The 13,345-nt window shown below is 30.5% G+C and carries 8 protein-coding genes; 2 read left to right on the forward strand and 6 right to left on the reverse strand.

What is annotated here, in order from left to right; translation table 11 throughout:
- Positions 1-65: 65 nt before the first annotated feature.
- The 5 genes from GOQ27_RS02985 to uvrC form a co-directional block, all read right to left on the reverse strand.
- Entirely contained in the window at positions 66-1,388 is a 1,323-nt protein-coding gene (locus GOQ27_RS02985; RefSeq protein WP_203365338.1) for an extracellular solute-binding protein, read from the reverse strand.
- 94 nt (positions 1,389-1,482) lie between these two features.
- Positions 1,483-5,022, reverse strand: a complete 3,540-nt coding sequence (gene nifJ, locus GOQ27_RS02990) for a pyruvate:ferredoxin (flavodoxin) oxidoreductase (protein WP_203365339.1) — start codon at positions 5,020-5,022, stop codon at positions 1,483-1,485.
- A 161-nt stretch (positions 5,023-5,183) separates the two neighbouring features.
- Positions 5,184-6,134, reverse strand: a complete 951-nt coding sequence (locus tag GOQ27_RS02995; protein WP_203365340.1) for an ROK family protein — start codon at positions 6,132-6,134, stop codon at positions 5,184-5,186.
- Between the two features lie 37 nt (positions 6,135-6,171).
- On the reverse strand, positions 6,172-7,092 hold the full coding sequence (hprK, locus tag GOQ27_RS03000; protein ID WP_203365341.1) for an HPr(Ser) kinase/phosphatase: 921 nt from the start codon (positions 7,090-7,092) through the stop codon (positions 6,172-6,174).
- A 50-nt stretch (positions 7,093-7,142) separates the two neighbouring features.
- Positions 7,143-9,008 carry an excinuclease ABC subunit UvrC gene (gene uvrC, locus GOQ27_RS03005; RefSeq protein ID WP_203365342.1) on the reverse strand — a complete coding sequence of 622 codons (1,866 nt, stop codon included), beginning with the start codon at positions 9,006-9,008 and terminating at the stop codon, positions 7,143-7,145.
- A gap of 109 nt (positions 9,009-9,117) precedes the next feature.
- Between uvrC and GOQ27_RS03010 the strand changes: the two genes are divergently transcribed.
- Positions 9,118-9,807 carry a hypothetical protein gene (locus tag GOQ27_RS03010; RefSeq protein WP_203365343.1) on the forward strand — a complete coding sequence of 230 codons (690 nt, stop codon included), beginning with the start codon at positions 9,118-9,120 and terminating at the stop codon, positions 9,805-9,807.
- A 20-nt stretch (positions 9,808-9,827) separates the two neighbouring features.
- Entirely contained in the window at positions 9,828-10,460 is a 633-nt protein-coding gene (locus GOQ27_RS03015; protein WP_203365344.1) for a YgjV family protein, read from the forward strand.
- Between the two features lie 30 nt (positions 10,461-10,490).
- Here GOQ27_RS03015 and uvrA read toward each other — a convergent pair whose 3' ends face one another.
- Positions 10,491-13,316, reverse strand: a complete 2,826-nt coding sequence (gene uvrA, locus GOQ27_RS03020) for an excinuclease ABC subunit UvrA (RefSeq protein WP_203365345.1) — start codon at positions 13,314-13,316, stop codon at positions 10,491-10,493.
- Positions 13,317-13,345: the final 29 nt, after the last annotated feature.

Below are 13,345 nucleotides of genomic sequence, written 5' to 3' on the forward strand. Positions count from 1 at the left end.
GTACAAAAAAATATATTTCTTATAATTATACCCATACCTCATTATTGTACCATAGAATTTATATATTAATTTGATAAAAGTATATTAATTTGTTTATTAGCTTCATTTAAAGCTTCTTTTGATGATTTTTCACCAATGATGGCTAACCTTATTTGATTTTGCATAATTCTATCTATTTCATTCCATTTTTTATGTTTAGGAACATTTTTAGAGTATTTAATATAGTTATTCAATTTTTTCATTTGAGGATTGTCAGGATATAATTCCTCTATATCTTTTCTTATAGAGAATACTCCCATGTTTTTAAGTTTCATCTGATTCTCTTTTCTTATTATAGACTTTAATAGTTCCACACATAATTCTAGTTTCTTTTCATTTTCTTGTTGTGTTATTCCATAGGCAGCTACAGAGTTATTTAATAAATTAGGTATTTTATTATCTCCAAGTGGATAGTTAGCAACCATATAGTTAAAACCTTCACCAGAGTCTTTTAGTTTATCTAATACACTAACTGCCCAAGACCCTGTAGGATAAACAGCTACTGATTTATCTTTATAAAATTTAGTCCAACTTACATTTTCACTATCACTTCCAAAACTTTCTGGAGTTACTTTATATTTATATTTTAAATCTACTACCTTATTTATTCCAGAAAGAGCTTTATCCCCATTAAATACATATTTATCTTGTTTTGTGTTTAATATATTAGCTCCATCTGATAGTATAATTCCCCATAAATTATATTTATTAGGCTCTATAAAAGAAGTAAATCCATAATGATCAATTTCACCATTTCCATCTTCATCATAAGTAAGCTTTTGCATACTCTCTATAAATTCATCATAAGTCCAATTTCCTTCTTTTGGAGGTTCTACTCCTCTTTGAGTAAAAAGATCTAAGTTAATATACATGCAATAGGTAGTCATCATAAATGGCATACCATATATATTCTCATTATTAGTTACCGCTTCTAAGGTTTGATATTTAAATATTTGTTTTTCCTTTTCAGTTATATAATCATTTAGAGGTTCTAATATCTTATCATTCATATATTCATATTCGGTTGCTACTGGAGCTATGTCTGGTAACGTAGAAGTATTTAATGCAGCTTCTAATTTTATTGGTCCTTTATCCCAATCTAATGGTTGAAAATTTATATATACTCCAGGATGGTCTTTCTCAAATTCTTTTATTATACCCATAATCCAATTATACCTAGTACCTTTTTCAATATCTAATCTGGGATAATCCCACATTGTTATTATCCCCCTCCATTGTTCTTCTTCTTTGTTTAGTTCTTTATTATTCTTTATTAAAAATAAATAAATAGGCCAAACTATTATAAAAAGTATTATTAGTAGTCTAGATACTTTTTTAGTCCACTTCATTACGCCACCCCCCATAGTATAAATATTCCCTTGCTATAGAGATTATGAAAAAGAAAAAAGGATGATGAAATTAATCATCATCCTTAATATTAAATTAGTATTTCATTTCAGCCATTCTTCTATAATTAGCATATCTTTCTTTAGCATCTTCCTCAGCATGGTCGAATAATTCTTCTGCAACCTCTGGGAAAGTGTTAGATAAAGTAGTATATCTTACTTCACTCATTAAGAAATCTTTAAATGAAGCAGTTGGCTCTTTAGAATCTAATACAAATGGATTCTTTCCTTCTCCTTTAAGCTCTGGGTTATATCTATATAAATGCCAGTATCCAGCTTCTACAGCATTCTTTTGTTGTTCTTGAGCTTTACCCATACCAGCTTTGATACCATGACTAATACATGGTGCATAAGCTATGATTAGTGAAGGTCCTTTGTAGCTTTCGGCTTCAACTAATGCCTTCATAAATTGATTTTTATTAGCTCCCATTGCAACTTGAGCTACATATACATATCCATAAGTTGTTGCTATCATACCTAAGTCTTTCTTCTTAGTTCTCTTACCTGAAGCAGCGAATTGAGCTACTGCTGCCGTTGGAGTTGCTTTTGAAGACTGTCCACCAGTATTTGAGTAAATTTCAGTATCAAATACTAATACATTAACATCTTCTCCTGAAGCTAGTACATGGTCTAATCCACCGTAACCGATATCATATGCCCAACCGTCTCCACCAACGATCCATACTGACTTTTTGATAAGATAGTCTTTATTTTCTTCTATTTCTGCTAATAGTTCTTTTGCTCTCTCATCTGTAACATTATTAGATTTAAGCATTGGAAGTATTTTTGCTGTTGTTTGCTTAGAAATTTCAGCATCTTCTTTTCCTTCAATCCATTCATTCATTACAGTATTAATATCATCAGAAACATTCAGTTCAATTAATTCTTTCATTACAAGTTCTAATTTATTTCTTAATTGGTTAACTGCTACAGCCATACCATATCCATACTCTGCATTATCTTCAAATAAAGAGTTTGCCCAAGCAGGTCCTTTACCTTCTGAGTTTACACAGTAAGGAGTTGATGGTGCTGAACCACCCCAAATTGATGAACACCCAGTAGCATTAGCTATAATCATTCTATCTCCGTACAATTGTGTTACTGCTTTAGCATAAGGAGTCTCTCCACAACCAGCACAAGCCCCTGAGAACTCTAATAATGGTTGAGCAAACTGACTTCCTTTTACAGTATTTATATTCATTCTATCCTTCTTCTCAGAAACTGTCATTGCAAAATCCCAGTTTGGAACTTCTTTTTCTGTTTGAGTTTCAATAGGCTCCATTACTAATGCCTTCTCTTTAGCAGGACAAATATCAGCACAGTTTCCACATCCAGTACAATCTAGAGTCGAAATTTGTATTTTATATTTAAGTCCACTGAATTGCTTACCCATTGCATCTAATGTTTCAAAATCTTCTGGTGCTCTTTCCATTTCTTCTTCATCTATAAGAATTGGTCTTATAGTTGCATGAGGACAAACAAAAGAACATTGATTACATTGAATACAATTTTCTGGTATCCATTCTGGTACATTTACAGCGATACCACGTTTTTCAAATTTAGCACTTCCATTTTGGAATGTTCCATCTTCTGCTTCTAAGAATGTACTTACAGGAAGTAAATCTCCTTCTTGTCTATTAACTGGCTCAAGAATATTTTTAATGAAATCTGGTGTTTCAACTCCTGCTGCTACTTGACTTTCAACAGTTTCCTCTACCCACTCTTCTGGTACATCTATCTTAACTAAGGACTCTATTCCTTTTTGAACAGCATCTTGATTCATCTTAACTATCTTTTCACCTTTTTTACCATAGGATTTAACAATTGCACCATTTAAGTACTCAATAGCTTCATCTAAGTCGATCACTTCAGCTAATTTAAAGAATGCAGATTGCATTATCATGTTTGTTCTATGGCCTAATCCTATCTCTTGAGCTATCTCAGTAGCATTTATTGTATAGAATTTAATTTCGTTATCAGCTATAAACTTCTTCATTGATGCTGGAAGTTTATTTTCTAATTCTTCTGGAGACCATAATGTGTTTAATAAGAATGTTCCACCCTTTTTAAGTCCCTTTAATAGATCATATTTATCAACATAAGATTGAGTTGAGCAAGAAATGAAATCTGCTTGATCAATTAAGTAAGTTGATTTAATTGGCTGCTTACCAAATCTTAAGTGAGATACTGTAACTCCACCTGATTTCTTAGAGTCATATGAGAAGTATCCTTGAGCATATAAGTCAGTATTGTCACCAATGATTTTTATAGCATTTTTATTAGCCCCAACAGTTCCATCTGATCCTAATCCCCAGAACTTACATCTAATAGTACCTTCTGGAATAGTGTTAATGCTCTCCTCTATACTTAATGATGTATGGGTAACATCATCATTAATTCCAATTGTAAATCCATTCTTTGGATTTTCTTTGTTTAATTCATCAAATACTCTCTTTATTTGTGAAGGTGTAGTATCTTTAGAACCTAATCCATATCTTCCACCTATTATAAGAGGTTTAACTTCCTCATCATAGAATAAAGTTCTAACATCTTGATATAATGGTTCCCCTAATGATCCTGGTTCTTTAGTTCTATCTAATACAGCTATTTTATTAACTGTCTTTGGTAATACATTGAAGAAGAAGTCTTTGCAGAAAGGTCTATAAAGGTGTACTTTTATAACCCCTACTTTTTCTCCTTTAGAAACTAAGTAATCTACTGTTTCTTCTATTGTTTCTGTAACAGATCCCATAGCTATTATTACTTTTTCAGCATCTTCTGCTCCATAATAATTGAAAGGTTTATATTCTCTTCCAACTACCTTTGATATTTCTTTCATGTATTCTTCTACTATTGCTGGTAATTCATTGTAGAATCTATTTGAAGATTCTCTAGCTTGGAAGAATATATCAGGGTTTTGTGCTGTACCTCTTGTTACAGGACGCTCTGGATTTAATGATCTTTTTCTAAAAGCTTTTACCGAATCATAATCTACTAATTTAGCAAATTCATCATAATCTACTACTTCTATCTTTTGAACTTCATGAGAGGTTCTAAATCCATCAAAGAAATGTAAGAAAGGTATTCTAGACTTTATAGAAGCTAAGTGAGCAACTCCACCTAAATCCATAACTTCTTGAACACTACCGGATGCTAATAATGCAAACCCAGTTTGTCTTGCTGCCATAACATCTGAATGATCTCCGAATATTGATAATGCATGACTCGCTACAGCACGAGCACTTACATGAAACACTCCTGGTAAAAGTTCTCCAGCGATTTTATACATATTAGGTATCATTAGTAATAAACCTTGAGAGGCAGTGAAAGTGGTAGTTAATGCTCCACCTTGTAAAGCTCCATGAACTGCTCCAGATGCTCCTCCCTCTGATTGTAATTCAGTTACCTTAACAGGCTGTCCAAAAATATTATTCTTACCATGTGCAGACCAATCATCAGCATATTCAGCCATTGGTGATGAAGGTGTTATAGGATAAATAGCAGCAACATCTGTAAATGCATATGATACATAAGCTGCAGCAGTATTTCCATCCATAGTTTTCATTACTTTTGCCATATGTAATTACCCCCTTATATTTTATATAAATTAATCAACAAAATTGTTCAAATTAAGTATATTAAACAATTCTATGAAAGTCAATATGATACAATTTTTTGGTATCTTTCAACATTTGTGTGAAAGATATGATTTTTCAAATTATTGTATACAATATAATTTTACTTATATTCTGAAATCAAGGCAGCACCAATAATTCCTGCGTCATTACCCAATTGAGACAACTTTATTTCAGTAGTTGAACCTTCTTTAAATATTACATAATTGATAAATTCTCTATTTATTTTTTCTATCAAATATTTTCCTGCTTTTGATACTCCACCGCCTATAGCAATTATATCTGGATTTAATATATTTATAAAATTGCCAATGCCAATAGATAAGTATTTTACCATCCTATCTATGGATTTTAATGCCAATTCATTATTTTTTTTCGCCATATCAAAGATAAACTTTGTATCCATTACTCCATCTTTACTTCTTAAAGCTTCCATAAACTCTTCATCCAGGAAACCTTCATCTATCAATTTTTGTGTATATCTAACTATGGCTGTAGCTGATGCAAAGGTTTCTAGGCATCCATTATTCCCACAGTTACAATCATAAAAGTTCTCACCAATAATCATATGTCCTATCTCGGAGCCTTTATTATGAGTTCCACTATACACTTTTCTATTTATTATTATTCCACCTCCAACCCCTGTACCTAGAGTTAAAAATACTGAGTTTTCGCTACCCTTTGTTATACCTTTTACACTCTCAGCTATAGCAGCTACTGTAGCATCATTATCAATATAAATAGGTAGTCCATATCTAGATTTTAAATCTTTACCTAATGGGGCATCTTTCCAATTCAAATTAGTACAGTATATTACATTATCACTTTGAGGATCTGCTATTCCAGGAACTCCTATTCCTATAGAATCTATTCTATAATTCTCTTGTTTTGAATATTGAATCGCCTTATTTATAAGAGTAATCATGTCTTCCCTTACCGCTTCATATCCTAAACTTGCTCTTGTACCAATTGTATCCTTATATAAAATATTTCCTTTATAATCTACTATACCTGCCTTAATACTTGTTCCTCCCACATCAATTCCAATATACACTTTAATACCTCCTATCACTATACAGCAATTACCTGTTCTATCTATTTTCCATTTGATCCATTAGCTTATTGTTCAATTCTAATGCAGCATTATATCCCATTTTCTTTTGTCTATGATTTCTAGCAGCTACTTCTACAATCATAGCAAGATTTCTACCAGATTTTACTGGTATCACAATTTTAGGCATTTTAGTATCTAATATATCCGTACACTCTTCATCTAGTCCTATTCTGTCATATTCCTTTTTTTCATCCCAATACTCTAATTCTACTACTAAATCTATTCCTTTAGCATTTCTAACTGCTCCTACACCGTAAAGTCTTTTAATGTCAAGTATACCAATACCTCTAATCTCTAGAAAATGTCTAATTAATTCTGGAGCTTTTCCTTTTAAAACTCCTTCATCTCTTTTTGTAATCTCAACAGCATCATCTGCAACCAATCTATGTCCTCTCTTTATTAATTCTAAAGCAGTTTCACTTTTTCCTACTCCACTTTTACCTACTATTAATACACCTACCCCATATATATCTACTAGTACCCCATGCATAGTAGTACTAGGAGCTAACATATCATCTAAATAATTTATTAATCCATTAATGAACTTTGTTGTAGAAAGACTTGTTCTCAACACAGTCCTATCATATTTTTTTGCTAAATCCAGGGCTTCATCTGTAATTTCTAAATCTCTACTTATTATTACAGCAGGAATAGGATGCTTGAAAAAATAATTTAATCTTTTCATTTTGGTATCCTCATCTAATGTTTGTAAATAGTGCCATTCTACTTTACCAATAATTTGTAATCTTTCATAAGCAAAGTAATCCTCATATCCAGCTAATTGGAGCCCAGGTCTGTTTATATCGCTTTTTATTATTTTTATATTATTGTCTTTACTTTGATAAATAACTTCAACATCTAAATCTTTTATTAATCTTTTTATTGATACTGAATCCATTTTAACTCTCCTTTCATTTCTGTATGATATTAAAGCATCCCAGATTAGACTCACTTTTTCCTGAAAAAATTATATACTGCTTCAGCTGATATAATATTCATACCTTCTACATCTTGTAATTCCTTAGTACTTGCTGTTTTTATATTATCAATTGAACCCAATGTTCTAAGCAATGCTTTCTTCCTTTTATCACCAATGCCTGATATATCATCCAATACTGATTTAAATAATTTTTTATCTCTTAGACTTCTATGGTAGCTTATTGCAAACCTATGGGCTTCATCCTGTATTCGTGTAATTAATTTAAAAACTTCAGTATTCTTAGCAATAGTAATTTCTTTATTATTATATATTAACCCTCTAGTTTTATGGAAATCATCTTTTATCATACCGCAAACAGGTATGTTTAAATTGAATTGTTCTATAACCTTTAGTGCAATATTTACTTGACCTTTTCCTCCATCCATCATTATTAAATCAGGTAATATGGAAAAACTTTCTATTCCAACTTTATTTTCCTTTATAAGTTTACTTTCTTCTATTGCTCTTTTAAATCTTCTCCAAAGTATTTCTTCCATACTACCATAATCATTTGGACCTTCTATAGATTTTATTTTAAATCTTCTATAGTCACTACTTTTCTTATTTCCTTCTTCAAATACAACCATAGATCCAACTGATTCTACTCCTTGGATATTGGATATATCAAAGGCTTCAATCCTATTTGGTATATGTTCTAATCCTAATACTTCTTTCAAAGCCATTAAAGTACTTTTATTTTCATTCATATTTCGTTTTATTCTGTCACTGTATTGGTTTAGCGCCTGTAATGCATTTTTTCGTACCATTTCCATCAGATGATTTTTTTCCCCTCGTTTTGGCATCTTAATATACACCTTAGATCCTCTTTTTTCAGATAACCATCTAGCTACTAAAGCCATATCTTCAAATTCTTCTTCTATTAATATTTCTTTAGGAATATATGAGCTTCCCATATAAAACTGCTTAGTAAAAGAAGCTAAAATTTCTTCTCGTGACTGTCCCTCAATATCAGATATTATAAAATGTTCTCTTCCAATTAATTTACCATTTCTAACAAAGAATGTTTGGACAATTGCATCTTCCATACCTTTAGCCATTCCAATAATATCCTGATCCATGGTAGTAGTGGATATAATTTTTTGTTTTTCTAAAATATGTTGTAGCGATACTAGCTGGTCTCTATATCTAGCAGCTTCTTCAAAGTCTAAATTCTTAGAGGCTTCACTCATTTTTTCTTTAATAATTTCTATTAATTTTTCTTCTCTACCATTCAAGAACATTACTATCTCATTTATCATTTCCATATAATTACCATGGTTAACATTTCCCATGCAAGGCCCCTGACATTTTCCAATGAAATAATTCAGACAAGGCCTTTCTCTAACTTTTTTACCTTCTTCAAGTTTTAATTTGCAAGTTCTAATAGGATAAAGGTCTCTGATGATATTTAAAGTATCATTCACTGCCCCAGTACTAGTATAAGGCCCAAAATACTTAGATCCATCTTTTAATACTTTACGTGTTTTTATAACCCTAGGATATGACTCATTTACTGTCACTTTTATATAGGGGTATTGTTTATCATCCCTTAAAAGCACATTATACTTTGGCTTATGTTTTTTTATAAGATTAGACTCTAATATTAATGCTTCTATCTCTGAATCTGTTAGTATATATTCAAACTCTGATATATGACTTACCATAGTTTTTACTTTTGTGGATTTGGATGATGAGGACTGAAAATATTGTCTTACTCTCTTTTTCAAGCTATTTGCTTTCCCCACATAGATAATTTGTCCTTTTTCATCTTTCATCAAATAAACTCCTGGACTATCAGGTAATTTTTTTAGTTCTTCTTGTATATCAAAATGCATAAATATCATCCTTTAAAATATGTTTTATATAATATCATGATATCATAATTGAAGTAGTTAATAAATTTAGTTATAATAATCTTAAGAAGGAATTTAAGGAGGTTTGAATTTGTCAGGAACTAAACGTACTATTCTATTTTTCTCATCATTTTTTTTAACTATACTTTTTATGTCTATAGTAGGAATTATATTATCACCTATTATCAATACTATTAGTGATTATGTTTATTATAATATATTTTCACCTATACTATTTACAATCTATCTTTTTATTTTTATGTTAATTGAAGGCTTTCTAAGAAAGATATATACAAATAAATATTTAAAAGACAACCAATTGTTAATCAAAGTAAAAGCTAAAGAATTCGAGTTAAGCGGAAGATTATTAGTATATTTAATTATTTTATTAATATACTTCACACCTTTATTGAGGGATTTTTCTATGGATTTATTAACTATTCCTCGAGTTCTTTTATTTATTTTCTCAATAATTATATCAGAATTACTATTGAGAATTTCAAGTAAATCAATTTATGGATACTTAACAAAAGATTATGTAATAATATCTGGACTAGATTTAAGGATTGGCTTACCGATAATATATGGATCAAATATATTTAATGACTCCGAAGTATATACTTATAATGATATTAAAGAATACTTTGTATTTCCTGAAACTATTGAATTATATCTAGTTGCAGACCAGGGGAAATTAGTGTTTGATACAGATAATGAAGTATCCCGTCAATTTATTGGAATATTAACACAAAAGAAAATACCAATGAAGAAATTTAATTAGTTTTATATGGAGGTGTAAATATGGATATTAACTGGTTAGAATGGTTAGGTTATATAGCATCATTTATTGTATTAGTTTCGTTACTCATGTCTTCTGTTATTAAGCTTAGATGGATAAATTTATTAGGTTCTTCTATATTTGCTCTATATGGATTCTTGATAGGGGCATTACCTGTAGCTGTCATGAATCTAGGAATAGTTGTTATAAATATTTACTATCTATTTAAGATGTATAAATCTAAAGATTATTTTAAAATATTACCTATCGATATGGATTCTAAGTATTTTAATTATTTTTTAGATTTCTATAAGGAAGATATACTTACTTATTTTTCTAAATCTAAATTTGATATCAAAGATTCTATTATAAGTATTTATGTATTAAGAAATATGGTACCAGCTGGAGTTTTTATAGCAACTGAATATGATTCCAATACATTAAAAATAGAATTGGATTATGTTATCTCAGAATATAGAGATTTCAAAATAGGTAACTACATTTTTGAAAGTGAAAAAAATTACTTCTTAGATAAAGGATATAATAGATTCATAAGTCTATCCTTAAATAATAAGCATGATAGATATTTAGAAAAAATGGGATTTACAAAAATAACAGAAGATGGAAATGACTATTTTGTTAAAGAAATAAATTAATGAGTATACCTAAAATGGTATACTCATTTTTTATTTCTTTAATATTTTATTTAAAAAGTGACCTGTATATGATCCTTCTACTTTAGCTACTTCCTCGGGAGTTCCTTCAGTTACAATGGTTCCTCCATTGTCTCCCCCTTCTGGACCTAAGTCAATAATATGATCTGCTACTTTTATTACATCAAGATTATGTTCGATAACCAGTACCGTGTTACCACCTTCTACTAATTTATCTAATACTTGTATAAGCTTATGAATATCAGCAAAATGCAATCCAGTAGTTGGTTCATCTAGAATATATAGAGTTTTACCAGTACTTCTTTTGCTTAATTCTGTAGCTAATTTTATTCTTTGGGCTTCTCCTCCAGATAATTGAGTTGATGGCTGACCTAAATGAATATAACCCAAGCCTACATCATTCATTGTCTTTAGTTTTCTTTTAATCTTAGGTATATTGTCAAAAAACTCTAATGCTTCCTCTACAGTCATTTCCAAAACATCGGATATTGTTTTACCTTTATACTTTACTTGTAGAGTTTCCCTATTATATCTTTTACCTTTACATACTTCACATGGAACATATACATCCGGTAAGAAGTGCATCTCAATTTTGATTATACCATCACCACTACAAGCTTCACATCTTCCACCCTTAACATTAAAGCTAAATCTTCCTTTCTTATACCCTTTCATTTTGGCTTCAGTTGTCATTGCAAATAAATCTCTTATATAATCAAATAAACCAGTATAAGTAGCTGGATTAGATCGTGGAGTTCTACCAATTGGAGATTGATCTATATCAATTACCTTATCAATATTCTCAATACCTTCTATATCTTTATGAGATCCTGGTTTATATTTTCCTCTATGCAATTCTTGACCTAATCTCTTATAAAGGATTTCATTTACTAAAGTACTTTTACCTGATCCAGATACTCCAGTTACACAACTAAATACACCTATAGGTATATTTACATCAATATTTTTTAAATTATTCTCAGAAGCACCTATTATTTTAATTTTATTGCCATTAGTTTCTCTTCTTTTATTTGGAATTTCAATCTTTTTTTCTCCTGTGAGATATTGCCCTGTTATAGACTCTTTACAGTCCATTATTTCTTCTACAGTACCTTGAGAAACTATCTCACCACCATGAACTCCAGCACCTGGTCCGATGTCTACGATATGATCAGCAGTAAACATTGTATCTTCATCATGCTCTACTACTAAAAGGGTGTTACCCAATTCTGTAAGATTTCTTAGTGTCTTTAATAATCTATCATTATCTCTTTGATGGAGACCAATACTAGGTTCATCTAATACATATAACACACCTACAAGACTTGAACCTATTTGAGTTGCTAACCTTATTCTCTGAGATTCACCCCCTGATAAAGTTCCAGCACTTCTTGATAAGGTTAAATATTCTAACCCCACATCACTTAAGAATCCAAGCCTACCATTTATCTCCTTTAGTATTTGATGAGCTATAAATGCTTCTCTTTCAGTAAGTTCTAGATTTTTAAAAAATTCTAAGCTATCTTTTATAGACATTTCCGTTACCTGGGAAATATTCTTATCATCTATTGTTACAGCTAAACTTTCATCTCTTAATCTTGCTCCACTACAGTCTCCACAGGGTATAATACCCATATAATTTTCAATTTTATCTCTCATATAATCAGAATTTGTTTCTCTATATCTTCTTTCTAAGTTATTTATAACTCCTTCAAAAGGTCCATTATAATTCTTATTACCACTGTATCTACTATCAAATTTAAACTTAATACTTCTTCCCTTTGTCCCATATAATAACTCTTTTATCATTTCATTTGGAGCATCTTTTAGTGGAGTATTCATATCAAAGTCATGCTCCTCTGCAATAGCTTTAAACACTTGATAATAATAAGTGTCCTCTGCAGCTCCACTATAAGGAGCAATCGCCCCTTGACTTAATGATAAATTCTTATTAGGTATTACTAATTCTTCATCTACTTTTTTATGATTACCTAGTCCATTACATGTAGGACACATACCAAAAGGACTATTAAATGAAAACATTCTTGGAGATATCTCCTCTAATGCTATCCCGCAGTCCACACAAGCAAAGTTCTGACTAAAAAGCATATCTTCCCCATCAATTATATTTACTATAACTAACCCTTCAGCTAATTCTAAGGCTGTTTCAATTGAATCTGTCAGTCTCTTTTCTATATCTTTCTTTACTATAATTCTATCTACAACTATTTCAATAGTATGCTTTTTGTTTTTTTCTAAGTCATCTAATTCGTTTATATCATATATTTTCCCATCTATTCTAACTCTAACAAATCCTTCTTTCCTTATACTCTCTAATAATTTTTTATGCTGTCCTTTCTTCCCTCTAATGATTGGTGATAATATTTGAATTTTAGTTCTTTCTTCTAACTCCAATACCTTATCTACCATTTGATCAATTGTTTGAGAAGTGATTTCCTGTCCACACTTAGGACAATGGGGTGTTCCTATTCGAGCAAATAATAATCTAAAATAATCATAAATCTCTGTAACAGTACCTACTGTTGACCTAGGATTTCTATTGGTAGTTTTTTGATCAATTGAAATAGCAGGAGACAATCCCTCTATATATTCCACATTTGGTTTCTCCATCTGACCTAAAAACTGTCTAGCATAAGCTGAAAGACTTTCTACATATCTTCGTTGACCTTCAGCATATATTGTATCAAATGCTAGGGAAGATTTACCCGAGCCACTTAATCCTGTAAGAACTATAAATTTATCTCGAGGCAATTCTATATCAATATTTTTAAGGTTATGTTCCTTAGCTCCTTTAACTACAATTTTATCTTTTTGCATTTTATCCCTCTTTCTCATGAATATTAAAT

The organism is Anaeromonas frigoriresistens, assembly GCF_016820655.1.
Classification (GTDB): domain Bacteria; phylum Bacillota; class Clostridia; order Tissierellales; family SIT17; genus Anaeromonas; species Anaeromonas frigoriresistens.

Excerpts from the sequence above, each read along its gene's own strand:
- GOQ27_RS02985 (WP_203365338.1), bottom strand. The coding sequence starts at position 1,388 with ATGAAGTGGACTAAAAAAGTATCTAGACTACTAATAATACTTTTTATA.
- nifJ (WP_203365339.1), bottom strand. The coding sequence starts at position 5,022 with ATGGCAAAAGTAATGAAAACTATGGATGGAAATACTGCTGCAGCTTAT.
- hprK (WP_203365341.1), bottom strand. The coding sequence starts at position 7,092 with ATGGATTCAGTATCAATAAAAAGATTAATAAAAGATTTAGATGTTGAA.
- uvrC (WP_203365342.1), bottom strand. The coding sequence starts at position 9,008 with ATGCATTTTGATATACAAGAAGAACTAAAAAAATTACCTGATAGTCCA.
- GOQ27_RS03015 (WP_203365344.1), top strand. The coding sequence starts at position 9,828 with ATGGATATTAACTGGTTAGAATGGTTAGGTTATATAGCATCATTTATT.
- uvrA (WP_203365345.1), bottom strand. The coding sequence starts at position 13,316 with ATGCAAAAAGATAAAATTGTAGTTAAAGGAGCTAAGGAACATAACCTT.